The sequence below is a fragment of the Microbulbifer maximicatervae (SeqCode) genome (genome assembly GCF_056231245.1).
In genome coordinates this window covers 426850-453355 of the sequence record NZ_CP174334.1, presented here as the reverse complement: position 1 = coordinate 453355, position 26506 = coordinate 426850, and the positions used below count along the sequence as shown (strand labels likewise).

22 protein-coding genes are annotated in these 26506 nt (G+C 47.1%); 16 read left to right on the top strand and 6 right to left on the bottom strand.

Going from position 1 to position 26506, the window contains the following annotated elements:
- Complete coding sequence (locus tag ACJJIS_RS02000) at nucleotides 1–3015, bottom strand: TonB-dependent receptor (RefSeq protein ID WP_475709351.1); 3015 nt, start codon at nucleotides 3013–3015, stop codon at nucleotides 1–3.
- A gap of 631 nt (nucleotides 3016–3646) precedes the next feature.
- The gene (locus ACJJIS_RS01995) at nucleotides 3647–4348 is read right to left on the bottom strand and encodes a glutamine amidotransferase-related protein (protein WP_444907202.1); all 702 of its coding nucleotides are present in this window, start codon (nucleotides 4346–4348) and stop codon (nucleotides 3647–3649) included.
- A 315-nt stretch (nucleotides 4349–4663) separates the two neighbouring features.
- On the opposite strand from ACJJIS_RS01995, the gene ACJJIS_RS01990 reads away from it, so the two are divergent.
- The 4 genes from ACJJIS_RS01990 (at nucleotide 4664) to ACJJIS_RS01975 (ending at nucleotide 9870) form a co-directional block, all read left to right on the top strand.
- Entirely contained in the window at nucleotides 4664–6265 is a 1602-nt protein-coding gene (locus tag ACJJIS_RS01990) for an AbgT family transporter (protein WP_444896033.1), read from the top strand.
- A 736-nt stretch (nucleotides 6266–7001) separates the two neighbouring features.
- A complete protein-coding gene (locus ACJJIS_RS01985; RefSeq protein ID WP_413663407.1) occupies nucleotides 7002–8060 on the top strand; it encodes an AraC family transcriptional regulator in 1059 nt (352 codons plus the stop codon).
- A gap of 396 nt (nucleotides 8061–8456) precedes the next feature.
- A complete protein-coding gene (locus tag ACJJIS_RS01980; RefSeq protein ID WP_475709350.1) occupies nucleotides 8457–8711 on the top strand; it encodes a hypothetical protein in 255 nt (84 codons plus the stop codon).
- Between the two features lie 52 nt (nucleotides 8712–8763).
- Nucleotides 8764–9870, top strand: coding sequence for a YHYH protein (locus tag ACJJIS_RS01975; protein WP_475709349.1), 1107 nt, complete (start codon nucleotides 8764–8766; stop codon nucleotides 9868–9870).
- Nucleotides 9871–9953: 83 nt separating this feature from the next.
- Here ACJJIS_RS01975 and radA read toward each other — a convergent pair whose 3' ends face one another.
- Complete coding sequence (radA, locus tag ACJJIS_RS01970; protein ID WP_475709348.1) at nucleotides 9954–11348, bottom strand: DNA repair protein RadA; 1395 nt, start codon at nucleotides 11346–11348, stop codon at nucleotides 9954–9956.
- A 261-nt stretch (nucleotides 11349–11609) separates the two neighbouring features.
- Between radA and ACJJIS_RS01965 the strand changes: the two genes are divergently transcribed.
- The 10 genes from ACJJIS_RS01965 to ACJJIS_RS01920 all read left to right on the top strand — a co-directional run bounded on the left by ACJJIS_RS01965 (nucleotide 11610) and on the right by ACJJIS_RS01920 (nucleotide 19872).
- A complete protein-coding gene (locus ACJJIS_RS01965; RefSeq protein WP_282931168.1) occupies nucleotides 11610–12053 on the top strand; it encodes a pseudoazurin in 444 nt (147 codons plus the stop codon).
- Nucleotides 12054–12066: 13 nt separating this feature from the next.
- A complete protein-coding gene (locus tag ACJJIS_RS01960) occupies nucleotides 12067–12864 on the top strand; it encodes an oxygen-binding di-iron domain-containing protein (RefSeq protein WP_475709347.1) in 798 nt (265 codons plus the stop codon).
- An 81-nt stretch (nucleotides 12865–12945) separates the two neighbouring features.
- Nucleotides 12946–13293 (top strand): hypothetical protein, encoded by a 348-nt coding sequence (locus tag ACJJIS_RS01955; protein ID WP_475709346.1) that lies wholly within the window; start codon nucleotides 12946–12948, stop codon nucleotides 13291–13293.
- A gap of 108 nt (nucleotides 13294–13401) precedes the next feature.
- The gene (locus ACJJIS_RS01950) at nucleotides 13402–13890 is read left to right on the top strand and encodes a DUF411 domain-containing protein (RefSeq protein ID WP_444907198.1); all 489 of its coding nucleotides are present in this window, start codon (nucleotides 13402–13404) and stop codon (nucleotides 13888–13890) included.
- Nucleotides 13891–13901: 11 nt separating this feature from the next.
- Nucleotides 13902–15692, top strand: coding sequence for a copper resistance system multicopper oxidase (locus tag ACJJIS_RS01945; RefSeq protein WP_475709345.1), 1791 nt, complete (start codon nucleotides 13902–13904; stop codon nucleotides 15690–15692).
- Nucleotides 15685–16431, top strand: a complete 747-nt coding sequence (locus ACJJIS_RS01940) for a copper resistance protein B (protein WP_475709344.1) — start codon at nucleotides 15685–15687, stop codon at nucleotides 16429–16431. Before ACJJIS_RS01945 ends, ACJJIS_RS01940 begins: the two co-directional genes overlap by 8 nt.
- A 146-nt stretch (nucleotides 16432–16577) precedes the next feature.
- Nucleotides 16578–17330 (top strand): alpha/beta hydrolase-fold protein, encoded by a 753-nt coding sequence (locus ACJJIS_RS01935; RefSeq protein ID WP_475709343.1) that lies wholly within the window; start codon nucleotides 16578–16580, stop codon nucleotides 17328–17330.
- Nucleotides 17305–17850 carry a tetratricopeptide repeat protein gene (locus ACJJIS_RS01930; RefSeq protein WP_475709342.1) on the top strand — a complete coding sequence of 182 codons (546 nt, stop codon included), beginning with the start codon at nucleotides 17305–17307 and terminating at the stop codon, nucleotides 17848–17850. The genes ACJJIS_RS01935 and ACJJIS_RS01930 overlap by 26 nt, the downstream gene beginning before the upstream one ends.
- A 51-nt stretch (nucleotides 17851–17901) precedes the next feature.
- The gene (locus tag ACJJIS_RS01925; RefSeq protein WP_475709341.1) at nucleotides 17902–18432 is read left to right on the top strand and encodes a DinB family protein; all 531 of its coding nucleotides are present in this window, start codon (nucleotides 17902–17904) and stop codon (nucleotides 18430–18432) included.
- Between the two features lie 429 nt (nucleotides 18433–18861).
- Nucleotides 18862–19872 (top strand): hypothetical protein, encoded by a 1011-nt coding sequence (locus ACJJIS_RS01920; protein WP_475709340.1) that lies wholly within the window; start codon nucleotides 18862–18864, stop codon nucleotides 19870–19872.
- 163 nt (nucleotides 19873–20035) lie between these two features.
- Here the strand turns inward: ACJJIS_RS01920 and ACJJIS_RS01915 are convergent, their stop codons facing one another.
- Nucleotides 20036–21112 (bottom strand): MBL fold metallo-hydrolase, encoded by a 1077-nt coding sequence (locus tag ACJJIS_RS01915; protein WP_475709339.1) that lies wholly within the window; start codon nucleotides 21110–21112, stop codon nucleotides 20036–20038.
- Between the two features lie 134 nt (nucleotides 21113–21246).
- Between ACJJIS_RS01915 and ACJJIS_RS01910 the strand changes: the two genes are divergently transcribed.
- Both ACJJIS_RS01910 and ACJJIS_RS01905 read left to right on the top strand, forming a co-directional pair.
- Entirely contained in the window at nucleotides 21247–21858 is a 612-nt protein-coding gene (locus ACJJIS_RS01910; protein ID WP_444907191.1) for a TetR/AcrR family transcriptional regulator, read from the top strand.
- 306 nt (nucleotides 21859–22164) lie between these two features.
- On the top strand, nucleotides 22165–22890 hold the full coding sequence (locus tag ACJJIS_RS01905) for a L,D-transpeptidase family protein (RefSeq protein ID WP_444907190.1): 726 nt from the start codon (nucleotides 22165–22167) through the stop codon (nucleotides 22888–22890).
- 297 nt (nucleotides 22891–23187) lie between these two features.
- Here ACJJIS_RS01905 and gbpA read toward each other — a convergent pair whose 3' ends face one another.
- Together gbpA and ACJJIS_RS01895 are read right to left on the bottom strand one after the other, a co-directional pair.
- Nucleotides 23188–24858 (bottom strand): N-acetylglucosamine-binding protein GbpA, encoded by a 1671-nt coding sequence (gene gbpA / locus ACJJIS_RS01900; protein WP_444907189.1) that lies wholly within the window; start codon nucleotides 24856–24858, stop codon nucleotides 23188–23190.
- A gap of 783 nt (nucleotides 24859–25641) precedes the next feature.
- Nucleotides 25642–26469 (bottom strand): DUF417 family protein, encoded by an 828-nt coding sequence (locus tag ACJJIS_RS01895; RefSeq protein ID WP_445359001.1) that lies wholly within the window; start codon nucleotides 26467–26469, stop codon nucleotides 25642–25644.
- Nucleotides 26470–26506 lie beyond the last annotated feature (37 nt).

Genomic DNA, 26506 nt, shown 5'->3' with positions numbered 1-26506 from the left:
CTAGAAGGTTGCTACCAAGCCAATTCGTGCAGATCTTGGAGCTGTCCAATCATATGCAGCGCCATACCAATCGTTAACTTCAGCTGAATTTAGCTCATAGTGCTCATTAACATTCGTAGCCTCTTGATTGTCGAAGACATTGTAGATGTCAAGTGATGCAGTCATGTCAACTCCATTCAATGAGAATCTATACCTCATAGAGGCATCTACATTGAATGTCCATGGGGTTCTGCCAACCTCTCCTCTTGGAATGTAAACATACTCGCCTGTTTCAGGATCCAAATGGTAGAAAGTATCACCATAGCTACCATAAATGTTTGGATCATCACTTGGGTAACTATGACCAAATGCAGATATTGGTCGCCCACTCGCCAAAGTAGCGTTTAAGCCGAATGTAAGGTCTTCAGTAAAGTCATAACTTCCAAACAGCTTGAAGACATGCCTGCGATCATTAGGCTGGTAACCTTCTGCGCCGTCCATAAGAGCGGGGAAATCGAAATCTTGAGTGACACCAGCATCAGCCTGGTCAATATCAGACTTTACTGCCCCCTCAAAATTACCAGTGCTACGAGACCAAGTATAAATAAACTTCCAGGTCATTTGATCTGTACTATAAGTCAGATCTGCTTGAAGAGCGCGATAGATATTTTTTGCTTCAGGTAGACCTATTGTTTCTGCAGAAAATTTCCTTAAGGAATCAGGATCTGGTGAGCCATCAAATAAATCCCCCTTCACTACAAGTTCGGAACCATCCCAATAATACCCATCGGCATACCAAGACATCGACTCACCCGGATTTACCATTACGCAATACGGCCATGCATAGCGCCCGCAGTAATCATCAAGGGCAGAAACAACTTCACGATAGACCCCGCGAACTCCCACACTTAGATCATCGTTAATCGCTGTTTCAAAGCCCAAAATATACTCGTCGCGAGCAAATGGTTCAGCTTCTTGAGCTTGGAATATATCCTTTTCTGGAATTACAGGAACGGAACTTACATAGGAAGAAGAAACAACATCACCATTTATAGGCGTAATTCCCGTAGGAGCATTAGTTACTGAGTCAATGCCAGTGTAAGTGTAGTAGGTTGTTACATCACTTACGCCTGATGCAGCTCTATAGATCGTATTATTTGCAATTGGTAAATAGTAGCGCCCCCAAGTACCATAAACCTTTGTCTCACCATCACCAAAGGGGTCCCAGGAAAATCCTAAGCGAGGGGCAATGTCTGTATCAAACTCGAACAGCTGTTTTCCTGTAGTACCATCTCCCTCATAGATATCTTTGCGGAGACCGATGCTTATCATCAAGTCATCCATTATTTGCCACTGATCTTCGATATAAAAAGCAGTTAAATCTGAACTAAAACCGCCCCCTCCTTCGAAGATACGATCACTTACGACTTGTAGCGGTTCTCCAGTTTCGTTTGTAAATAAAACTCCCTGATCACCTTGTACACTTCCACCAATGCCAATAGTTTCATAAGTCCAACTATGACCAGCAACTGGAGCCGTAGTACGAGTTGAAGAGCGTTCCTGAATATCAACTCCCGCTTTAAGGCTATGATCTCCCAGTGAGTAATTGATATCTAAACGATATTGAGTGTTTTCATCAAAATTAGAACCAATAGTTCCACCACCACAGGTACTTACTCCCAACCCAGCTTCATCTGCAATTGCTGGACACTCTAAGGCTAGTGGCTCGGTGGTGTACTCAGTTTCAATTTGGCCCGCCATAGCAGATATACTTAAATCATCTGTTATATATCCGGTATAATTAAAGGAGTGGGCATCAGATCCCCTTATTCTGGTGTTACCTGTAACAACCCCAGCTGAAGCACCGATATTTGGCCCAATTGACCCGGTATTTGCATCAAACTCATAGATAAGTTCCTCAGTTTCATTCCGATCAGAAAAACCGAAATAACTCAACCGATGATTATCAGTAATATCCCAATCTATTTTTGCCCCCCAAAACAGATTGTCAGTACCAGATGATTCCCGGGTACGAAACTGAGTATCTGGATTTCCTTGGTCAAATCCAGATCGATAAGCAAACTTATCAGTTTTATCCCTAGGGTTTATCAAGCCATAGAAAAAGAGCTTGTCCTGAACAATTGGACCCGAGGCAGAAAATGTGTAGGAAAATTCATCATATTCATTTTGGGATTCATTGCGGAATACATCTCCTGTTCCGCCATTGCCCCTAGAAACAGACCCTTCTGAGCGAAGGAAGTCTGGATCCCAGTAAACAGTGCTACCGAACTCCCAGGTATTTCCACCACTTTTAGTAACGGCGTTGACAACGCCGCCCGTTGTGCGACCAAATTCTGCTGAATAGCCGCCAGTTTTCACCTGAAACTCTTGATAAAACTCAAATGGAACAGAGCTACATCCTATCCCCTGCCTAGTATTTGTTACTTCCAATCCATTGATATAACAAGAGTTTTCTGCGATCGATGCTCCGCCAAAGGAAGCGGCGCCAAAACCATTACCAGTGCCAAAACCGGTATCCCCGGCAATAACACCTGGCGCCAACAATGAAACCGCTGTCAGGTTCCTTGCGATTGGCATTGCATCAAGCTCAGCCTCTCCCATAACCAAACCAGAATCCATTGTATAGGTGTCGACAGAGGTTAAAAGTCTCCCTTCGACAACAACCTCTTCATAAGTAATATTATCAATATCAAAATTGGCATTCGCATTAGTGCCAAGGGTGACCCTTACTGTACGCTCAGCCACCTGTTCTCCATCTTGGGTAACCACAACTTGATACATGCCAATAGGCAGCTTGGTAAACCTGAAATTCTCCCCCGATACTGTTTCAATTGAGCGCGTTAGCCCCGTACTCAAATTATTAACAGTTACTACGTACTCTTCTCCCACCTTTTGCTCAGAAGATTCGATAACACCAACAATATTAGAACTTGAGTTACCTGTCGCATACACTTGATTGCCAACAAACGACAACCCAATAGATGTCGCTAAAAGCGTCTTTTTAAACAAATTCATAAACCCGTCCTTTTGATTATTAAATATGTTTATTAATTATGCTAATCAAACCACCCTACTACTGCTTACTCACCCCATTAAATTATCCCCTCCACCAAACAACCATAAAAATGAAAAAACACCCAGAACAACGGCCCTCCCTTTTATTCTGATAGACTCATAAAAATTAAAAGTGGGACAATCATTTCAAATACTTAAAACTACCCCTCTTGGCACCCCACATATTAAGCAATCATACTTTTTTAAAACAACCAATAAAAATATTTTCTATCGATCTCAAATATACATCAAAGAGAAAAGGCAGAAATACCGCCAAAACCGGACATAATTAACAAATAGAAAATCTTTAAAGTCTATTTAATAGATTTATACCACACACAGCTGCCATCAAAAAAATGCGGGAGCAACTTCAACAAAAGATAATCAGAACCAAATAAAATAAATGGCACTCTATATTCAAGAATATCTAATTTATAGGTACTTCAAGTCACACTAATTTACTACGCATCCATACTGGATTAACGATAAACAAGGTAAATCTCAATATAAATAAATAGAGTGCGGCAGGTTAAACAAAGTCAGGAATGACTGATTAGCAAGGAAGCGAAGCCGTTCACTTCCTTGCAGGAATTTACTTACGTAAAAACTCCAGCATCCATCTGGCAACTGCATTTTCATGGATATCGTTCTTGAGCGACTCCTGCCCTTTATCAACCACAGCTTCACCAAAAGCCTGCCGTCGAAGCTCCATTAAGCTATTCGAGTAGGGCTTAGTAAATTCTGGATGCGCCTGGAAGCTAAGCATATGATCATCCACCTGCACCATTGCCATGGGGCAGAACTCACTGGAAGCCAGTACTCGCCCACCAAGCGGCAGCTGATCCACCTGATCCTGATGCGTTACTAAGAGACTAAAGTTGGGGGCGGGTTCAGACATCCAGCTAGGCGTCTCCTGCATTTCGTAGGTGTGCACTCCCAGCCCCCAGCCCTTATCTGACTTACGAGCCCGGCCTCCCAGTGCCTGGGCAATTAACTGGTGACCAAAGCAAATACCAATGGTCGGCTTTTTCTCACCATGTAACTTGCGTACAAAATCCATTAAGGGCGCAATCCAGGGTTTGTCGTCATAAACGCCTGTCTTGCTACCGGTAATCAGGTAAGCATCTACTTCATCTATATGGTCGGGATACTGGCCGTGCTGGACTTCGTAGGTGTTAAACTCCAAATTGGAGTCCTGGTCGCGCAACAAGTCGGCAAACATCTCCGGGTACTCCCCAAATTCGCCGACAAGCTCTTTGCGCACATCATCGGTTTTTAAAATTCCAATCTTCATTATTTTCACCGCTGAATTGACTACGTAGTATTGGGATTATGGCATATCCAGTCATCAGAGACCGCAATCAGAAAGATTTGCCCCACTGTAACAAGCGCCATAACAGCACATCTTTCATCATAGATCTTTTACCTATCCGGGTCGCCTGATAGCTCTTTGGCCCGCCGCCTAGGAGCAACATTTCTCTCTGGGCATTCTTAGCTGAAGTAGTTTTGTGTATGATCTCGGCTTTAGCACATTTTTCAGCCAACCCTTCGGCTACAAGGCGGCCCAGAGGCAATTAGGGTCGCTTGCAGTAACGACTGAGGACCAACAATGACCACAACAACCTCCCCGAGTGATCGGCAGGATAGTCCCCCAGGGCGCAAGACAGCCTTTATCCGCTTCTTAGATGCAGTGGAATGGCTCGGCAACCTTCTCCCCCACCCAATCACACTGTTCGCGCTATTCGCCGTTAGCGTGATAGTCATTAGTGGTATCGCTTCTTACTTTGGCCTGTCTGTCCCCGACCCCCGCCCGGTTGGCGCTGCTGGCCGAGCTCCAGATGGCGTCATTGAGGTCTTCAACCTTATGAGTGGCGATGGACTCAGGATGATCGTTACCAGTCTGGTTAAGAATTTCACCGGATTTGCTCCGCTGGGGACAGTTTTGGTGGCCCTATTGGGGGTTGCGATTGCCGAGCACTCCGGCCTGTTAAGTGCCGCTGTTCGCGGTCTGGTACTCCAGGCCTCCAAACGCACAGTCACTGTCATAGTGGTTTTTGCCGGCATCATCTCTAATACCGCCTCTGAATTGGGCTACGTGGTACTGATCCCATTAGCCGCAATGATTTTCCACTCTCTCGGTCGACACCCTATCGCTGGCCTGGCCGCCGCGTTTGCCGGTGTCTCTGGCGGCTACAGTGCTAACTTGCTGCTGGGAACGGTGGACCCGCTGCTATCGGGGATCACAGAATCAGCAGCCCATATGATCGACCCGACCTACTCCGTGGGCCCGGAAGTAAACTGGTTCTTTATGATTGTCAGTACCTTCCTGATTACCGGAGTTGGTAGCTGGGTGACCATGAAGATCGTAGAACCCAAGCTGGGTAAATATGATCCCAGTGAAGCATCTGTCGACCTGACTCAAGACAAAGTTGGCACCCTGACCGACGCCGAGAAGCGCGGCCTTAAGTACGCAGGTTTGGCTGTTTTGGGCGTATCTGCAGTACTAGCTTTGACGGTGGTGCCTGAGTGGGGTGTTTTACGTAATCCCGAGACAGGCTTGGTCGCGGGCTCTCCGTTCCTTAAAGGTATCGTCTCACTGATCCTGGTGTTCTTCGCTATCCCGGGATTTGTTTACGGTAAGGTTGTCGGCACCATGAAGAATGACCGAGATGTCATTGATGCCATGGCCAAGAGCATGAACAGTATGGGGATGTACATTGTCCTTGTGTTCTTTGCTGCACAATTTGTCGCCTTCTTTAAGATCACCAACCTGGGCACCATTTTTGCCGTTTTAGGTGCTGATGCGCTACAAAGCATCGGCCTCACTGGGCCACTACTGTTCCTGTTCTTCATCATGATGTGTGGCTTTGTGAACTTAATGCTGGGCAGTGCCTCTGCTCAGTGGGCAGTGACAGCTCCCATCTTTGTACCCATGCTGATGCTGCTGGGCTACGCCCCCGAAGTAATCCAGGCGGCCTACCGTATCGGTGACTCTGTGACCAACGTTATCACGCCGATGATGAGTTACTTTGGCCTGATCATTACTTTTGCTGCGCGCTATAAGAAAGACTTGGGCATGGGTACATTGATCGCCACCATGATTCCCTATTCCATCTTCTTCTTTATTGGATGGACAGCCCTGTTCTTCATCTGGGTTTTTGCCCTGGGACTGCCCGTCGGCCCCGGTGCAGCTACCTACTATGGTGGCTAATCCACTGATTAATCAGTAATCCTAGAGCCCGCTTATGCGGGCTTTTTTGTCTCCCAAAAATGACCGTACATTTGAACTGGTCATTTATATCCGCTGGTAACTACCCAAAAAGTGTTAAAGCGTTCCTGAAATCACCAGTCATTCAAGATAGCTTTAGGCAGGGGTAAAAAAGTGGATAAATTAAGAAAAAATTATTATTCCCAGATATGGAGTCACCATAAAACAAAAAAATTTTTTTACTGTCATAAGGGAATAAAGTTTCAATGTATTAACTTTAATTGGTATTTTTTTTCATTAGGTGACATTTTGATTATGAGCAAAAGCCAAAAGCCCTTCGAATCCACAAAAAAAAACAAGTAATATAGGCCTTGAAATAATACTTAGCGGAGACTGATTGGCGGATTACGCCAGTTTCGGCTGCCTTGTTTTAATCTCATATATTATTTTCTCAGGATGAGTCGTGTGCACTTTGTGGTAGTTAGTGCAGTAACAGTTATCCATAGCGCACAATACATATCAGGAATTCGAAATAAAACAGGCATTCGCCAATATGACGGTTTTGCAAATCCGTCAGACAATGCCCAGGAATGTGTAATCCTGGAATTTGCATTTATTTGTAGATTCCTAAAATTATCGGGCGCGCCTATCAGTTGAATATTTCCGCTCAAATAGAAGTTGCGACCCGGCACGCCTAATAATTAAATCAGGCTGGGTTCTTGGAAGGATTTGGAAGAAATTGACCCAACAAATAAGAGCTAAGCTGTTAACCGGCTTTTATGACCAAGTATCCCAGCTAAATGGCTGCCCGGAAACACTGCTTAATAGCGCCGGTATTAACCCCGAGCAAGTTGAAAAACTCGAGGGGTATCTCCCGTTGAGTAAAGTGACTGACCTTGTTGAAAAGGCCGCACGACAACTCAATTGCGCGGATTTCGGACTGAGACTGGCAAAAAGCCAGGGGGCTGCCGCCCTCAGTTCTCTTGGAGCAGCAGTATTGCAGTCGTTGACCCTCGGGGAATTCCTCAATGCTGCCGTAAAGCAATTTGCCGCCCCTCCTTATAACCTGCGAGTTGAATTGGAAGTTAAAGGGCTCCAAACGTTTATAACTTTTCATTGTTTAAATGATTTAGAAAGTTATATACCTTCGGACTCTCCATTGCCTCTCGAGCTATTCCGGGAATTTCTCCTTGGGGTTTCTGTTGTCGCACTACAAATATTATGTGGTGAAAAGTTCAATCTGGAGGCGGTTCATTTAAAGTCCAAACAGCCGCTCCACGACCAATATGAAAACTTTTTTGGTACAAATGTACAGTTTTCACAAAATAGCGACACCTTGATTCTAAGTAGCGGCCAGTTAGCCCAACCGACCGAGAAGTGCAACCCGGTTTTAAGGCCTCTATTAAAGTCTTATATCGACAAAGTACTGGAACAAGGTGAGTCAAACCTGATTCACCAGGTAGAACAGCTGATCTATTGCCTGATGCCGCTAAAGCGCTGCAGTTTGCAGGAAGTCGCCAATCAGCTGGGGATGCACAAGCGCACCCTGCAGCGCAGGTTGCGAGATCGGGAATTGGTGTTTGAGGATATTCTCGACCGTATTCGCCGCGAACGCGCAGAACATTACCTCAGTAGAAAGTTGCCACCTATGGCCCAGATTTCCAATATGCTGGGGTATCGGGAGCAGAGCTCATTTAACCGGGCCTGCGACCGCTGGTTTGGTACCACTCCAATGAAAGTTCGCCGCAGGTTGTTGAGTGAAGCTGCGGCGAAAGCTGCACTGGAAACTGAAAGTTAAAGCCCCTTCAGAAAAATACAGAATCAGTCGTGAAACAAGCCAGATTTTAGCTTGTGCCACGACTGATTAAATACCCAGCCTTTCCTACTTACTCATCCCCTAATTCCCACCTCCACCACTGATCAATTAGAGCCTGTCAGATCTCTGGATCATTAGTCGTAAAGTGAGCTCTCCAGCCCCACACTTCTTTACAAGTGATCCACATTACTTACTCATTCCTCGACTATTTTCGATGGCAGTCCCAGGCCAATTCGAGAAGCCAGCCCTTCGCTGAGCGGTAATCGCCATTTCCCGAGTCTATAGTTTCGGGCGACAGCAATAACCTCTGTCAAAACCCAATGAGCAAAGTTGAGGCTCCAGGGACTCCCCTCAAAGTGCCTACGACAGGAGAACACGATGAAAAAAATATTTATCCCAGTAGCAGCCCTCTTACTGGCCACAAATGTATCTGCACAGCCGCGCCAGCCTCCGCAGGAAGCGATTGATACCTGCAGCAGCTTGGCTGAAGGAGACGCCTGCACTGTCGAGACACCCAGAGGCACATTGGAGGGCACCTGCCGTATGCCCCCGCAGATTGAGCAGCTGGTCTGTGTACCTGCCGGCGGCAAGGGCAAAGGCGGCCCTCGCCCCATGGAAGATGAAGAACAGTAACTCCCAATAAATCGCAACCGGCCAGCGGTACTGTAAATCTTGAGATGTCATTATGAAGAAGTGGTTATTTGTGGGGCTTTGCAGTATTGCGCCTCTCTCGCTGGCTCACGTACCCGATAGCGCCCTGGAGGCTTGTCGAAACCTGTCCAGTGGCGCCAGCTGCTCAATGGAACTGCCCAATGGCCGAGTCAGTGGTCGCTGCCGCAACCACCCCCAATCACATGGCCTAGCTTGTGTTCCCGAGCGCAAACCGACTGCGCGCTCTACAGGAGGGGACGCCACTGGTGGACGCCACACCGCTCGCAAACACACAGTGGTGCAATCCGATGGTCTGCAGCACACTGTTCCCGCTACCGAAGCACCGATTACCTTTAGTGAAGTGAGTATCAGTATCCAGGGGCCCTGGCGCGTTATTGAGGCCAACGGTATTTCTGAGCATAAGACTGGAGCCTTCCCCAATCGCGGCAATCCCCACGAAATCGAGGTGCAGCGCTACCGTTTCCGAGTTCCAGCTATCCCCCAAATTGCCGCTCAATCTACACCGGTTCCGTTGCAGAATTTTGGTATCGGACTGAATGGAGTGCCTTTCGACCCCAGTGCTGCGGAATGGTACCTGGGCAATCGCGGACGCTGGCGCTACGAAGCCCTATCCGGCGCGATTCAGCTGGGTGTAGACGATAACTACGCCCATGTTCAGCCCAATGGTGCCTATCACTATCACGGAATTCCCACCGGTTTATTACAGCGCCTGGGGGTATCTAAGGAAAGGCATTCGCCGCTGATTGGCTGGGCTGCCGATGGATTCCCCATTTATGCCCTGTACGCCTATGCCGATGGTTGGGAACCGAAATCCGGGATTGCGGCAATGACTTCAAGCTATCAGGTGAAATCCGGGAAACGCCCCAAGGGCAGTAAAGAACCTGGAGGCTACTACGATGGTACCTTTGTGGATGATTACCACTATGTGGCTGGCTCCGGCACATTGGATGAGTGCAACGGCAGAATGGTTCGCACCCCGGAATTCCCCAAGGGCACCTATGCCTATTTTCTAACAGAGGACTGGCCCATTATCCCGCGCTGTTACAAGGGCACTCCGTCAGAGGATTTTCGACGGGGCCCCGGAAACAACCAGCGCAAGGGAGCAACTAGGCGCCCCTAACGCAGAAGGCTATGAAAGCTCACCTCCCCAGAGGAATACCGCAAGGTATTCCCCTGTCAAAATAGCCGCCCCTGGCTGGAGTGTCAGCTCATATCAATTACCGTCAGCGCTTCCGCCAGGGTTTTGACCGAATGCATTTCCATTCCCTCGATATCGTTCTTCAGGCGGTTGGCTGCAGGCACAATGGCTTTGCGGAAACCGTGTTTGGCCGCCTCGCGCAAACGCTCCTGGCCCGAAGGCACTGGGCGAATCTCGCCTGATAGCCCCACCTCCCCGAATACCACCAGATCCCGAGGCAGGACACGGTTGCGGAAACTGGAGACTACCGCCAATAAGAGTGTCAGGTCGGCGCTGGTTTCCATCACCTTTACCCCGCCAACCACATTGATAAAGACATCCTGGTCCCCCACCAAGACCCCACCGTGGCGATGCAACACAGCGAGCAGCATGTTCAAGCGGTTCTGGTCGAGGCCCACCGCTACCCGGCGGGGGTTGCCGAGACTGCTATCGTCCACCAGGGCCTGCAACTCTACTAACAGCGGCCGGGTGCCCTCCCACACCGAAGTCACCACAGAACCGGCCGCGATCTCCTCGGCCCTTTGCAGGAAAATGGCTGAGGGATTGGATACCTCTTTCAGGCCCTGCTCTGTCATGGCAAACACGCCGAGTTCATTAACGGCCCCAAAGCGATTTTTATGGGCCCGCAATGTGCGGAAGCGGGAGTCGTGGGTGCCTTCGAGGAGAATGGAGCAGTCGATAATATGTTCCAGCACCTTGGGGCCCGCGAGACTGCCATCTTTGGTGACATGCCCCACCAGAATCAGCGCCGTGCCAGTCTGTTTGGCAAAGCGGGTCAGGTAGGCCGCACTCTCGCGCACCTGTGCCACAGAGCCGGGTGCCGATTGCACATCGCTCATGTGCATCACCTGGATCGAGTCCACTACCATTACCCGAGGATTCACTTCCTTGGCCGCCAGGCAAATACGCTCCACATCGGTTTCGCTGAGCAATTGCAGGGAATCCGTGGGCAGACCCAAGCGCTTAGCGCGCATAGCAACCTGCTGGAGAGATTCCTCGCCGGTGATATAAAGCGCCGGCATTGAAGTCGCGAGATGGCACAGGGTCTGGAGTAAAACAGTGGATTTACCCGCACCAGGATGGCCGCCGATCAATACGACGGAGCCAGGCACCAGCCCGCCGCCCAGCACTCGATCCAGTTCCGAGGCCGTAGTGGGAATACGCGGCAATTCACTGAGGTCGATTTCCGATAGTTTTTGTACTTTGCCAGCACCAGCGGAACCGGCGTAACCACCTTGTGCATCGGTAAAATTCGCGGCGCGACTGTCTTTGTGATCCGGTCCCAGGCGTACTTCCGATAGGCTATTCCAAGTGCCACAAGCACTACACTGCCCTGCCCATTTGGTGTAGTCAGCGCCGCATTCATTACACACGTAGGCAGTTTTACGTTTTGTGGCCAAAGCACTCTCCCGAAAAGTCACAGAATTGATCGGCGCACAGTTTACCCCTTATCCGGCCGAGGCGGGTGGTGCTCAGCAGTCTAAAATGACTCTCCTACACGGATCCCTTCTATTGGCATCTTCTCCTTCCAATTGGTCTATCTACGCGATTGATCTAGATCAATTCACCCAGCCCCCTCCGAGATAACATCCGCCGCTGCCTCTACCCACTAATGGGGAGGCGCAGAACAACACTGACTAACCATCGAACAGGAAGTAAGTATGTCGTCTATTACTCTTCGCGGCGCGATTCTGGCGCTCGCCATGGCCTCGACCTCCGCCCTGGCTGCGGATCACGAAGTTAAGATGCTGAACCAGGGCAAGGACGGCATGATGACTTTTGAACCGGCATTTCTCGCAGTAGCACCGGGCGATTCTGTCACCTTCCTGCCCACTGATGCGGCCCACAACACTCACTCAGTTTTGTCCCCTGCCGAGGGCGCTACCTGGAATGGCAGCATGGGAGAAAAGGTGACTGTCACTTTGAACCAGGAAGGTGTCTACGTATACCAGTGCGACCCACATCTGCCGCTGGGTATGGTTGGGGTAATTCAGGTAGGTAAGGCAACCAACTTGGAAGAAGCCAAGAAGCATGCCGAAGGCATGAATGCCACCATCGCCATGAACAAGGAGAGGCTCACTCAATACCTCGGCCAAGTCCAATAAGAGGAGTCGCGGCGTGGACATCCTATTTGAAAAAGGTCACCACCTGGTTGCGCGGTTCGGCGATTTGGTTAAAGAGCAGAATGGCAGCGATGGGGTACAGGCCAATCAATTTGTTATTCGCCGCGGCACCAAAGGGGCGCTTATCGATCCCGGCGGCGATCTGACTTACACACACCTCACCATTGAGCTCAGCCGCCATTTGAACCTGAGCGAACTGGACCTGATCTTGGCCTCTCACCAGGATCCGGATATTATCGCCTCGCTGCCGCGCTGGATGCTGCATTCGCGCTGTAAGGTGGCGGTGTCGAAGCTGTGGTCGCGGTTTTTGCCACACCTGGTTTCCGGCTTTGTCGCCTCGCGTGCCGGTGCTGAACGCTGGCAGGAACGTATCATGCCTCTGGATGATAAGGGAGAAATTATCCCCTTCAGCGACAGTGAGATCTGGGCGCTGCCGGCGCACTTTATGCACTCCTGTGGCAACTTCAGTTTTTATGATCCGGTCAGCCGCATATTGTTTTCCGGCGATATCGGTGCCTCACTCGGTGGTGAGGAGGGCGAAGTCAAAGATTTCGACGAGCACCTGCCGTCGATGGAAGGGTTCCACCGCCGCTATATGGGCGGGAACTGGACCTGTCGCCTCTGGGCCAAGATGATTCGGGAACTCAACCCCGCAATGATTGTGCCCCAGCACGGCGGTTACTTTGCCTCAGGCGATGTCAAAGAATGCTTCCTGGGCTGGCTAGAGCGCCTCGAATGTGGGCCGGACCTATTGCGACACCAGGACTTCCGCCTGCCCCTGGGCCGCTCTTAATCCGCCATCCCGCAAGCGGGAAGTTGCACCGGCAGAGGCCAGCCCATACACTGCGGGCTGGCTTGTTTTCTGAATACCGCCATGCACACCGGGATCTTCCGCCTATTTTTGCTCATACTGCTACTGGCCTTCGGCGGCCAGGCAGTTGCGTCATCCTGTGCGGAAACACACGAACCCCCAGCGGCATCCATCGCTGCAGAAGAAAAAGGCCATTGCGACGAGGCAACCCTTGAGAACTGCAGCGACAGCCATCCCTCCAGTTGCACTGCTGAATGCAGCTGCTGTGCAGGGCCAGGCACCAGCTCTGCGGTAAACGCTCAATATAAAATCCTTGTATACAACCGCAATCTACTTGTAACTGCCTACCGGGAATTTAATTCCTCTCCAGATCCGGAAATGGCACTACGCCCACCCATATTCCGCATTTAACGGGCCCCGTATGCCTAGGCATACGCGTACTCCCCAGTTTTACTCCAAATATTTTTTATAAATACTCGCGCGCCTGTGTGCGCCCTTAATCTCATCATCGGAGTTCATATGAATCGTTCAATTTTGGTCGCTATTGCGGCGCTACTCACAACCCTAGCATTAAGTGCCTGTGCCGAATCTTCAGACCCCAAAAAGGAAACTGTGAGCCTGACCACTTACAAATCCGCCACCTGCGGCTGCTGCAAAATTTGGGTTGAGCATGCCCAACAAAGTGGCTTTGACGTCGTAGCAAAGGATGTCGAAGACCTTAACGGCGTGAAAAAGCAGCACCATATCTCTCCGCGCTACCAATCCTGCCACACCACAGTGTCAGAACAGGGCTATGTTTTTGAAGGGCATGTACCGGCAAAGCTGATACAACGTTTCTTGCAAAATCCACCGCAGAATGCCATTGGCCTCGCAGTACCAGGTATGCCCCTGGGCAGCCCCGGTATGGAAGTGGGCGACCGTTTTACGCCCTATCAGGTAATGCTGCTTAACAAAGATGGCAGCAGCGAAATTTACGCCGAAATCAATACGGCACAGGAGCAGTTTTAAAAGGGACATCGATGAAAGATAGCTTCCGCACCGACGCCGTATCAAGGCGTACTTTCGTCACAGGTCTCGGAGCGGGAGCCCTGCTGCTGGGGTTACCCCACAGTTCGCACCCAAACTCGCCAACAGCTTCGGCAACAACCCTGCGCGGTAACCACTTTGATTTATCCATCGGGTACCGCCAGGTAAATCTTACCGGTCGCGAACGACAAGCCCTTACCATTAATGGCAGTCTACCCGGCCCCATTTTGCGCTGGCGGGAAGGGGAAACTGTCACCCTGAATGTCCATAACCAATTACCCGACAAATCCTCCCTGCACTGGCACGGTGTTAGGGTACCCAGCGATATGGACGGCGAACCGGGATTGAGCTTTAGCGGCATTCAACCCGGGCAAACATTTCGCTACCGATTCCCTTTGCGCCAAAGTGGTACTTATTGGTATCACAGCCAATCCGGGTTTCAACAACAACTGGGGCTAATTGGGGCAATAGTCATTGATCCGATATCTCCAGAACCATTTTCTTACGAGCGGGATTATGTTGTTGTCCTATCCGATTGGAGCGATGAATCTCCCCAAACTATTTATACCCATCTAAAAAAAGACCCGGACTACTACAACCGGCAACAGCGCACGGCTACAGATTTATGGCGTGAAGTGCGTACAAAAGGTGTCGCACGAACCTGGCGGGACCGGCATCAATGGAACTGGAAACAGCTTTCCGACCGCAATATCTCCCAGGTCACAGGCGAGACTTACACCTACCTGATTAACGGGCATACACCCGATACCAATTGGACTGCATTATTTAAACCTGGTGAGAGGGTTCGCCTGCGATTAATTAACGCAGCTTCGATGACCTTATTCGACCTGCGTATCCCCGGCCTGAAAATGAAGGTGGTGGCGGCCGATGGACAAAATGTCGAGCCCGTTAGCGTCGATGAAATTCGCATTGGCAGCGGCGAAACCTATGACATAATTGTCGAGCCAGAGAGTGAACAAGCCTACAGTATATTTGCGCAGTCCATGGACCGCAGTGGCTATGCGCGAGGCACACTGACAGGTGATATACGTCTGAGCGCAGAGATTCCCGCGATGGATCACCGCCCAGTGCTCACTCGGCAAGATCTGGGACTAGGGAGAAAAACCGAAGAGACAGACACACACTTTAAAACAACCCAGACTGCTCACACCGAAAAACATTCCTATTTGCCCGATGCAACTGAGGGGGGATGGTTTTACGGAAACCTCGCTGCAGCGGGGCTCGGTAGTAATAGCCCTATCATTCACCAGCCAAGTGAATCCGGATTCAGGGTGGATCACCGCGCGCTGACGCCAGCAAACGGCATCTCTGACCCCGGTGTAGGACTCAGAAACCATAAACATCGCTATAACCGCCGTGTACTGACTTACAGCGACTTGCGCAGCAATAAGCCTACTCAGGATCAGCGAGAGCCACAGCGGGAATTACAGTTACACCTGACCGGCAATTATGAGCGCTATCTCTGGTCAATAAATGGTGAAAAGTTTCGCGATGCCAGCCCATTATTATTTCGGCACCAGGAGCGCCTGCGCATTACCCTGGTCAATGACACTACGCTTCCCCAGCCCATGCACTTACACGGTTTTTGGAGTGAGTTGGAAACCGGCGACGGAGAGTATTTACCTCGCAAGCACACGGTAATCGCACAACCCGGATCAAGCATCAGTTACTTGGTCAGCGCCGACACCTATGGCCGCTGGGCTCTACACAGCCAAATGCTTTACCAGAGGCCCGGTATGTATCGGGAGGTGCGCATTGTTTAAGAATATTTCAGGGATAGCAGCAACACTATGGCTACTTGCTGCCCAGGCCAGCTATGGGCAGTCAGAACCTCAGCATCAACACCACAGCTACCAGTCCTCTGGCGAGGATAACGAAGAAGAACCCATGGCTGAAGTCAGCCTCGACTATGTGGAACTGCGAGGTGATAACGGCGGGGAAATCGAGGGAGACTTCAGCTATGGAGGAGAGCAAAATAAGTTTGTTGCCGAAGTTGACTATGAACGAAGTAGTGGGGAAATTGAAAAAAATGAACTCTGGGCGCTCTATAGCCGGGCAATTTCAGCAAACTGGAATTTCCTAATTGGAATTCGCCACGATTTTAATCTGGAGACTACCAGCCGGAATTGGGCTGCTGTGGGTATTACTGGAGAGTCTCCCTACAAATTCGAAATGGATGCAGTATTTTTCTATGGAGAACATGGCAGTACTGCATTTCGCCTGGAAGGCGAGTATGAAATAAAGTTGGCACAGGACTGGAATCTGGTCCCACGTATCGAGCTGAACTTTTTTGGGCAGAACGATGAGGCCCGAGGTAGCGGTTCCGGCTTATCGGAAGCGGAAGTCGGCTTTCGGCTCATGTATGAAGTCACCAGGAAATTCTCACCCTATATTGGCGTCCACTATGAACGGGAAGTGGGCAATGCCGCTGATTTCGCCCGTGAAGAAGGTGAGGATGTGGACTCAACCGTATGGGTACTGGGGTTTAGAGCTTGGTTTTGACAAAATCCAACTTCTTATATCTATACAAGTTGTACCACTTCGCATCAGCTGTAACTAACTTTACCGCCTCTTCAATCTGTCATAGCATCTAATAGATCTTAATCGCCTTTTTAAAAATATTTAAATTCAGCAAGGATGCCGGTGATATGATTTCCCCCCGAATACTGTTAATCGCAGTTTCCCTACTGTGTGTGGGCCTATCAGCAAAAGCTGAAAGCCCACAGAGCCACTCTTCTGTTAGCACGACCAATCACCTGAGTTATGGTGATGAAATTCTTTTCTCATCCAGAATCTTGAGTCGTGAAATACCAATCAACATATATTTACCGCAAACGTTCCATCAAGCATCAAAGCAGCATAGATACCCGGTTATCTTTATTAATGGCACTCACGGCAAAGAATTTTTCCACGCCTTAACCGGGGTAGTAAAGCATCTAAGTAGCGTAGAACGTATGCCGGAAAGTATTGTAATCAGCCTTAATGATGGCGGTGATGAACCGGAAACCTACCTACATGGAATGTGGAAGCATACCACTGAGGAGAAGTTTAGCGCCCTGGGAAACCCTGAGACCTATAGTAAATTTCTAACTGAAGAACTATTCCCATATTTAGAAAGCAATTACCGCGCACTCAACAATAGAATGATTATTGGTGTCTCAACTAGCAGTATCTTTCCTCTCTACGCCCTAACTAACAAACCTGGATTGTTTCAGTCTTACTTCTTTTTATCTGCAGCTGACATATTTGGTATGGGGCCCACTTCAGAGAGTACTTTTATTAATGAAATAACCACAAGTATGCAGACCTCATCAAACAAGATCAATGCTTTTTATTTCGCGATGGCTGACAGTGATATGCGTAAAGATAAGCGCTATGAAAAAAATCTTAAGTCAAATTAACACCAAACTTTCTCCTTACGCAAAAGAGAACCTCAAACTAAAAATAGAAATTATTAACAATGAAAACCATTACGGTGCCTTTATAAAAGCCGCGTTATCGGCTATCGAGCTTAATTATCCCCACGAAGAATGGTCCGCAAATTATCGAGAATTGATATCCCAGCCTGGTGACGCCTTACAAAATATCGATCATTTCTACCAATCACTCTCACAGAAATATGGCTTTCCTATTTTACCCTGGGCTACACGCTGGAGAAATGTTAACAAATTAAGCTATATCACCAGTTTGTTACTAAAGGATCGTCGCATCCAAGAAGCTATCAGTGTTGCAAGGCGATGGGTGGAATATCGGCCAAACTCTATTGATGCCCACCAAAGTTTGGCCCAGGCGTTACAACAGAATGATGAAATTTCAGAGGCTTCTGATGTTTTGAAAAAAGCACTAGAAATTTCTCGCAATCAGGATAAAAGTAAAACGGCGGTGATAAATCGACAAATAGCTAAACTCAAGCTCAATTAGCATACGATTAAAAATTGTATTTACTTAAAATAAAAGGAGATAAATATATATATGGATTTCACCAGTGCTTTTCAATATAAAAAATGGGCCAACTTAGAGCTATTATCAGCTGGCGAAAAGCAACTTCATCTTCTACCCAAGGAAGATGCGATCTTCTTTATCCGTATACTCAATCATACTGCGGTGGTCGACAGCCTGTTTATCAGCCGCATTACCGAAACACAGGAGCTGTTTTCTTCAGATAACACAATTGAGACACCTACGATTCCAGAACTAAGAGAGAGAATGAATAACAATGATTCCTGGCTAATCAATTTCTCTCAAACAGCAACTTTATCCGATCTTGAGAGAGTAATTAATTTTCAATTTACGGACGGGGATTCTGGGCAACTGTCACTTTACGAAATTTTTGTGCATTTATTGACCCATGGTAGCAATCATCGAGGAATGGCATCGCGAACGTTATCTTCGAAAGGCCTGGAAAGGCCAAAAGACACTTTCACCCGCTTTCTACATGAAGTTGAGCCTCAAAGAGGAAAAATAGTAAGCACTTACAATATCAAATCTAAGGGCAAATTATAGAAAGTTATTTTTAGGGATAAAAGCAACAAAACAATGAGGGTTGTGTTGAAATTTTTTTTGCAATCTTATGATTTCCTCAAAAAACTAATTTATAGATTTCCATTCAACAAACAAGAACAAATAAACTTAACATGTTAACATTAGCAATCTGCAATAAGACATAAAAGATAAATAGCTAGGTAAGCGGATTAAGCTACTTGCCATCTAGTTCAGTCGTACCAATATTGAAAATAGTATTAATAAGGAAAACCTAAAAAGATCAATAAGATAGAATTGATACAGCAAAGACTATAAACTGACAAGACACTATAATTTTACATGCCGCAATGCAGCGGTTAAGCACCAATTTCCAGGGGTAACAACTATTAAACGAAGCCCTAAATAAGACTTAGATAGAGCATCATATTGAGCAATAAAAGGAGTTTATCTTTGAAGCACCTTCAAATTTTATCTATTTGCACTGGCCTTTTGACTACAGCTTCCATTCCTCTGGTAGCAGAAGAAGTAGAACCCACCCCGGCAATGGATTTAAAAGAACCGCCAATGGTGATAATCCATGGGCCTGTATCTATCCCCCTCTATGCTGACCCAGGAAATGTTGTTCCTGATCATCTAGAAGCATTTGGTTTCTACCAGTCAGGATGGGAAAAGGACGACATTCCTGATGCTGCGACATTGTCAACTTTTGTCAATATTGACTATGGAAAAGTTGACACATATATGGATGTTGCAAAAAGCAGTGGCACCAAGGTCTGGATATCGCTTCAATCAATTTTCTTTAGTGGTTATGATGACGGCAATAAAAAGAACGATGATTATTATGAAAGTTGGTTAGAAGCCAAGGAAAAGCTAAAACCTTACGAAGACATGATCTATGCATTTGACCCTCTTGACGAACCATACCATCGCTCAGATATGAACAATGATGACTTAAAGGAGTACCTGGAGGAAATAGGACTTCTACTCAAGGCTGATTTCCCCAACGCACGTAGAGCGATAAACTTTACAAAAGAAACCGTTGGGAAGATGAAGGATGCATACAATACTCCCCCCTGTTCGGGCTGCAGACTACCACCTAACAATTATGATATGTTTGGCGCAGATTACTACAAGCATAAGAATTTTCAGTCTGATGTTGTTAACGACCTTATGTATGCAACGCAAGACATGGATGTAAAATACCACATAGTACCCCGCGCATTTAAAACCGACAGCCCAAGCTATAGTGTCATGACAGAAGAGGAGTTAATTATCCGCGCTTGGGATGCTTATGATTTTGCTGCAAGCAATGAAAAAATTGTAACAATCTTTCCCTTTGTCTGGCGCATAGCTGGGAATAATGAACATGATAAGTACACTTATTATGGTGTAAAAACTCTGCCACTTGTAAGATCACAGTATGAGATTCTTGGAAAAGCAGTTGCAATGTTTAGAGACTAAAAGGAAATAATATTTTCCAGGACGTCCACTTCTGAATAAAAAGTTGGGGTTACCGGAGCTTCACTCTGGTAACCCTATGCTTAGCAATTTAAATTACACCCAACCTGAGCCACAAATCACAATACATTTGCCCCCCCCTTCGAGTATAAACTTCAAATCCGAGCTATTTAGTCACTAGGTTTAAATTATCAGCTGCCCTCACCTCATCTTTCCACCAGGCCTTTGTTGTGGTGGGAGATCGCAGGCGAACAGCCTCTCCAATGATAGGCGTTACCAAAGTGACACCCTGGTCTTTGGCTGCCGCCTGTGCGCGCTCCAGGGGTTCATACCAATCGTGTAGGGCAAGATCAAAAGTACTGTTGTGGATAGGTAACATTGCTCGCCCTCTGAGATCGATATGTGCCTGTACACTCTCTTCGGGCATCATATGAACCGAACTCCAAAGCTTGTTGTAAGCACCCGTTTCCATCAGTGTCAGGTCGAACGGACCAAATCGCTCACCAATTTCACGAAAGCCACTAAAATAGCCACTGTCACCGCTAAAGAATATACGGCCCTCGCGCCCTTCAATTACCCAGCTGGCCCACAATGTTGAGTCTTTATCCGTTAGTCCACGCCCGGAAAAATGTTGAGCCGGGGTCGCGGTAAAGTGCAAACTGCCCAAGGCAAACGATTCCCACCAGGCCAACTCCTCAATTTTTTCGGCCGGAATTCCCCAGTTACGCAAACGACTTCCCACCCCGGCAGGAACGATAAATTGCTCTACTTTATCCTTGAGTGCGCGAATACTATTTTTGTCCAAATGATCGTAGTGGTCATGGCTGATAACGACCGCTTTAATCGAAGGCAAGTCTCGAATCTCTATGGGCAACGGATGAAAGCGCTTCGGGCCCATCCACTGAACCGGGGATGCCCGCTTGCTAAATACCGGATCTGTCAAAACATACTGATCATCCATTCGAATCAGTACTGTGGAGTGCCCGAGGCGATATACGGCACTCTCAGCGACTGGGGCAGCCAGCTCCGCAGCGGGAATCTGTCGCAATGGAATAGGCTTCACCGGTGCGGGGGCTGCACGATCCGCCTTAATGTAGGCGCCGATCATCTCAACTATACCGCCACTACTGACTTTGTAGTCCGTATCACTGTTGCGGAACTTCTCGGGTTGATTTGTACAGCTACCAAAGAGACCTACCGACATAACAATCACTCCTGCCAGAATCCACCAGCGCTTCTTCATTTCACTTACCATGTAAACTATACAGTGCAGTGTATAAACTAACTATATAAAAGTAAACTATATAGTGTAAAATTTGCGTAATAAGTAACTCGCCGGCAATGGAATCCCCCGGCCCAGATTTCACAGAGATACCCATGACTGAAAAGAAACCAACCAGAAGTGAGCTGAAACGCCAAGCTATTATTGATGCCGCCAAGCAGGCTTTTCAGGAGCTGGGAGTGCAGGGCACGAGTATGGACGAGCTGGCAGCCCGAGCACAGGTATCAAAACGCACCGTGTACAACCACTTCTCCAGTAAAGAAGCCCTGGTGATGTATTTGATCGGTGAACTCTGGCAGCAGGCCACCCAGCCCTCCGGTTGTGACTACAACCCGGATAGTGATATGCAATCACAACTCCGCACACTGTTAGAGCAGGAAATAAAAACGATCTGCAACCCGCAGTATATTGAGCTTAACCGCATGGCCTTCGACTACTTCTTCCACCAGCCGGAAGCACTACAGAAGGAAATGGAAAAATATAAGGCCCATGAGACCGGGGTGCAGCGCTGGATTAAATCTGCCGTAGCTGACGGCCGACTAAAGTCTCTCGACATAGAGGTCGCCAGTGGGCAGATTCATAACTTAATTAAAGGCGGTTGCTACTGGCCTCAGTTACTTCAACTCTCTGGCCCACCGAGCTCCGCCGAGCAAGAGGCACTGGCCGAGCGCACCGCTGCGATGTTTTTAAGTTATTACCAAGCCTAGACCTACTATAGTGGCCGAATCCTTCTTGGCCACTCTATCTACATTCATGGCTTCCGACAGATGACCTACTAAATCCCAACGAGAAAAACACCTCTCAGAAATTGAAGCCATAGTCCCATCTGGCTACTGGCTTTTATCACCACTAAATTAACATCCAGAAAACAAACGCAACCAGCTTTTCAAAATTTAATTATTAATATAAATTAATACCCATAACAATTGTTAACAAGAGAAAACCGCCAACATCCTATATGCCTAAATACCCTCGACTGCTTTAAGAGAAGGCCAACCCAAAAAAATACCAGCATGAGAAATCCTAAAGTAGCCTCTACATTTATATTCTTACTCTGTGTAGTAAGCTCTTGTTTACAAGCGGAAGTCATCCCCACAAGTGTTAGAGCAAAAACATCTATATCTAGTGTTGAAGAGGAGCTTAAACAGGAGCTTTCTGAAAAAGGGCTTAAGTATGGCGCCCCTATTTTTATTCGCATATTTAAAAACCCCGGTATCTTAGAGGTCTGGATAGAGTCGGATAATAATTTATATTCTAAGTTTAAAAGCTACGATATTTGCACTTTCTCAGGAGATCTGGGGCCAAAATTGAGAGAAGGTGATCTACAAAGCCCGGAAGGTTTTTACTTTGTAAATGCTAGCCGGTTAAACCCTTGGAGCCAATATCATCTTTCATTTAATCTAGGGTATCCCAATCAATATGATCGGCACCATGGCAGAACAGGTAGTGCTCTTATGATACATGGAGACTGTGTATCTATTGGCTGCTTTGCAATGACAAATCCATTTATCAATGAAATATATGCACTTACTGCTTCAGCAATAGAATCAGGACAAAGAATTGTCAGGGTTCACTCCTTCCCATTTCCACTTGAGAATGAGATCTTATCTCAATACAAAGATAATCAATGGCATTCTTTTTGGCTGAACCTAAAAGAAGGATACGATTACTTCAACAAATATAGGCGCCCTCCCAATGTAGAAGTTGTCGAAGGCCTGTATACCTTTAATGAAAGTTAACATTTAGAGTATCAAAGTTGCCATTTATGGCAATAAACCAACGAGCAGGCAGAAAGCTACTAGCAGCTAAAAAATCACTGCCTGATACTCATCAAATGATTTGATACATAGCGCCCCAAAAACCCCGCAATATAACTATGGGTCATAAAAGTGCATAGTTCTATTCCTATATAGTTAATCGATGTTTTTAAGTTATTACCAGGCTTGAATCGCTGCCCTAAGAGGCCATTTTTCACCTACTAATTTACTCATAAAAAAGGCCCCCAAAGGGGCCTCTTTTATTTTATCGGGAACAAATTACAGTCTTTCCCAGAGTATTTCCCAGTTCCCGCCAACACCCGGCTCGAACTGTTTTGCACCTCTTCTCACTTCCTTACAGTAGTGGGAGTAAGCAGAGTCCTTACACTCGTAGACATTACCATCACGGCCCAGGACTTTAGTGCCCGCAGCATAGTTTCTATGGCCTCTAGGGAAGACATAATCATAATCCTGATCACTCGAGGATTGGTCATCGTCATTGGAGCTATCATCGTCTCCGTTTGAAGTATCGTCGTCATCATTAGAGGTGTCGTCATCGCCGTTGGAGCTATCGTCGTCACCATTAGAAGCGTCGTCATCGCCGTTCGAGCTATCGTCGTCGCCGTTCGAGGAGTCATCATCCCCATTAGAGGAGTCATCATCTGAGGTATCTTCAACCAGATAGAAGTTCAGGGTATTTTGATCAACCATGTTGCCATCGCGATCTTTTACCACCACTACAACCATATGGTGCCCTGCTACAGTCTCTGAGAGAGTCAAGCTAGTACTGGCAGTATCACCATCATCAATGTTATTGCTATAGCTTGATAGAGTATCACCGCCATGATTTACCACTGTAACCTCAACGCTGACATCTCCCGTAGCACTGAGAGCCAAGTCTAGAGAAATAGCACCGCCTGTAATTGTGTATTCACTTTCAAGGCCACTTACCGTTACTTCATAGTTGGGCTCTTCTTCGCTCAACTCGTAACCGATCTCGACATTTTCCAGGCCACTGCCATCTTTTAGATAAATGCGGTTGATACCGTACAGAGGCTCAAAGCTGTTATCACCATCGAAATCACCGGCGCGGATATCGGTCTGCTCTGCATTAATCAACTCAGCCAAATCGTGTGACCAGTTTTCAGCGATGCCCTGCTCTTCGGAGGCAATTTCCAAAACAGTGCTGTAAGACGAGTTTTCACCTGAGCCATCAAATACGCGGGTATATACTTTATCGCCAACGTTCAAGTCCTGCGCCGGATTGATGGTACCCGCAGCGCTCCATTCGGTATTAGTGACATTATCGCCATCGAATTCTACATCGATAACATTGTAGAAAGCGTTAACCGTATCACCCACATCCCAAACAGCCAGAATTACATGATAGCCCTCGCGATCCGGCACCTGACACTCGTGAGTTGTATTTACATCTGGCTGTTCATAATTGCCATCTATCTCACAGAATGGGTCGAGATCAAATTGATCGCGAGTCAAGACTGAATTCGGATTCCAATCTTCTTTAGTAATATAGTATTTCCAATCACGAGTTACATGGTTGGCGGTGAAGTACCATTTGAAGGTTTGCCAACCGGAGCTAATATAATTTTTTACCCAGCGATCAGATGTCTGTTCATTAAGCTCAGACCAGGCACTGCTTCCTCCACTGGCAATTTGCCCATCGGCAGGGCCGCTATCGGGAAAGCCTTCAGGACCTTCAATACTCTGTGGCTCCCACTGAACTGCGCCACAATTCAAATTCATTTCACCGGTATCTAATGCGTATTTACACAGGGTACCACGCGCAGAAGCTACACCACCGTCAGCGGCCTCAACATAACCATGACTGAAAGCATTAGAACTGGCACCGGCTAATACCACTGCCATTAATGTGCGATTGACTATCGGTTGTTTAAATACGGATGCTAATTTTTTCTTACGTAGAATCATATCTCTGCCCATTTATTACTTTGCGCTCAACTTCCTTCCCCAGCTGAACACAAATTTTTACTTTTAGAGGATGTAAATCCTGCAACGCTAGCGACAGAGTTATGGACCGCCACTAATTGGCACGGTTCCTATTATTTTTATAATTTAAATAAACAACTTTCAGCATGTCACCGAAAGATAAGTCTAATTTTTAATAAATACCATCCCATTAAAAGCTCCATACAAACACAAAAATAAAAACATAAACAATGACAAAATAATCTCTTACAAAATAGAAAAATTACGATCTAAAAAAAAATAAGACCACAATTTCAGTTAATTAATGCAACATAACATCAATAAAATCGACATTTAGTGGTATTTTATTCCAGCAAGGGCAGTCAGGTATAAATCCGAATATACCGCTTATAAAAATATAAAAACAAAATATGGAAGAACTATGAATTTCACACTTAAGCCCTCCCGAAACTCAATATGAAACCCTAACTAACTCCACCTATCGCTTACCGGCAAAAAAACACGGTGCACCCACGACAAAATAGAAACAGAAAAAATCTAGAAAACAACGGCCAATACTTCTTCTGTAACTAATCGGGCAGAGGGTTTTCCATTGAAAATTAAAAATATTAGTTTTTTAAAGCTTTCACTTCACTGAATTCACGCCGGCCAGATATCCCTGAGCCCACAGAAAATGCCACCTTTCGATAACTTACAAATAGTATTCCCAATGTATCAAAGCTGGCATTTTGGGGGCCTCAGAGCAACTCTTTGACCCCATCAGTTTTAAGATTTAATCATGGAGTTTCTAAAGCCCAAGATTAATATCAGGTTTGCGATAAACCACAGATCTTTAATAATAAAAATACCGCTGGAGCTAAGTTGCCAGGGAGCTACCCAACTGCCTGGATAGGAGTAGAGGAAGGTCTGGGTTGTTATAAATACTGCGGCACAAAGCAATAGTCCCGGCCAAAACAGCTGCCGGATATAAATACCCAAGGCGAGGATAGCCAGCGCAATCAAGTCATATATACCGATAAGATTTGAGGCCACCTGCACGCTAAATAGACTGTATAACCACGACATCAGTGGCGAAGTGCTTACCAGGCCTTCAATCCCCTCAGCCTCAAGCGCTGTGAATTTCATCCCACCAATCCAGAGTAATACCAAGCCGACAGGGAAATAATTGAGCCATATCAGCTTTAGTGGACTCAACGAATCCCTATACAACCAGGTAATACCCAAGGTTAACAGGGCAAAATACTTAATTATCCCCTGTCCTGAGCCAATTGCCGGAAAACCGCCCAGGGAGTCGATCCAATGGCCGCTGCCAAGAAGACTCAGTAGGGGCACTAGCGATATTAGAATCAGAAGGATTGCCAAGGGCTTAATAACCCGCTCAAAGCGAAGGGCGAGTGCCCCCAAAATAGCGGCGACTGAAAAAATAATGGCGGTCAGTAAACGTATAGAGGAAAGCACTTCCTCATTAGTGATACCGTAGAATTCAAATACGCGCTTGATACCACCCCATTGGCCGGAAAAAAGCGCCACCGCAATAAGCGCAAAGGCGATGGCCACCAGGGCGAAGGGAAGTTTTCGAAGAAGAAATGACATTTGTTGACGACCTCTTAACAAATTAGAGCTTAGTCAC

What these genes read in the sequence shown, in the direction of transcription:
- ACJJIS_RS02000 (WP_475709351.1), bottom strand. Translation starts at nt 3,015, where the DNA reads ATGAATTTGTTTAAAAAGACGCTTTTAGCGACATCTATTGGGTTGTCG.
- ACJJIS_RS01995 (WP_444907202.1), bottom strand. Translation starts at nt 4,348, where the DNA reads ATGAAGATTGGAATTTTAAAAACCGATGATGTGCGCAAAGAGCTTGTC.
- ACJJIS_RS01990 (WP_444896033.1), top strand. Translation starts at nt 4,664, where the DNA reads ATGACCACAACAACCTCCCCGAGTGATCGGCAGGATAGTCCCCCAGGG.
- ACJJIS_RS01980 (WP_475709350.1), top strand. Translation starts at nt 8,457, where the DNA reads ATGAAAAAAATATTTATCCCAGTAGCAGCCCTCTTACTGGCCACAAAT.
- ACJJIS_RS01975 (WP_475709349.1), top strand. Translation starts at nt 8,764, where the DNA reads ATGAAGAAGTGGTTATTTGTGGGGCTTTGCAGTATTGCGCCTCTCTCG.
- ACJJIS_RS01965 (WP_282931168.1), top strand. Translation starts at nt 11,610, where the DNA reads ATGTCGTCTATTACTCTTCGCGGCGCGATTCTGGCGCTCGCCATGGCC.
- ACJJIS_RS01955 (WP_475709346.1), top strand. Translation starts at nt 12,946, where the DNA reads ATGCACACCGGGATCTTCCGCCTATTTTTGCTCATACTGCTACTGGCC.
- ACJJIS_RS01950 (WP_444907198.1), top strand. Translation starts at nt 13,402, where the DNA reads ATGAATCGTTCAATTTTGGTCGCTATTGCGGCGCTACTCACAACCCTA.
- ACJJIS_RS01945 (WP_475709345.1), top strand. Translation starts at nt 13,902, where the DNA reads ATGAAAGATAGCTTCCGCACCGACGCCGTATCAAGGCGTACTTTCGTC.
- ACJJIS_RS01935 (WP_475709343.1), top strand. Translation starts at nt 16,578, where the DNA reads ATGATTTCCCCCCGAATACTGTTAATCGCAGTTTCCCTACTGTGTGTG.
- ACJJIS_RS01930 (WP_475709342.1), top strand. Translation starts at nt 17,305, where the DNA reads ATGAAAAAAATCTTAAGTCAAATTAACACCAAACTTTCTCCTTACGCA.
- ACJJIS_RS01925 (WP_475709341.1), top strand. Translation starts at nt 17,902, where the DNA reads ATGGATTTCACCAGTGCTTTTCAATATAAAAAATGGGCCAACTTAGAG.
- ACJJIS_RS01915 (WP_475709339.1), bottom strand. Translation starts at nt 21,112, where the DNA reads ATGAAGAAGCGCTGGTGGATTCTGGCAGGAGTGATTGTTATGTCGGTA.
- ACJJIS_RS01910 (WP_444907191.1), top strand. Translation starts at nt 21,247, where the DNA reads ATGACTGAAAAGAAACCAACCAGAAGTGAGCTGAAACGCCAAGCTATT.
- ACJJIS_RS01905 (WP_444907190.1), top strand. Translation starts at nt 22,165, where the DNA reads ATGAGAAATCCTAAAGTAGCCTCTACATTTATATTCTTACTCTGTGTA.
- gbpA (WP_444907189.1), bottom strand. Translation starts at nt 24,858, where the DNA reads ATGATTCTACGTAAGAAAAAATTAGCATCCGTATTTAAACAACCGATA.
- ACJJIS_RS01895 (WP_445359001.1), bottom strand. Translation starts at nt 26,469, where the DNA reads ATGTCATTTCTTCTTCGAAAACTTCCCTTCGCCCTGGTGGCCATCGCC.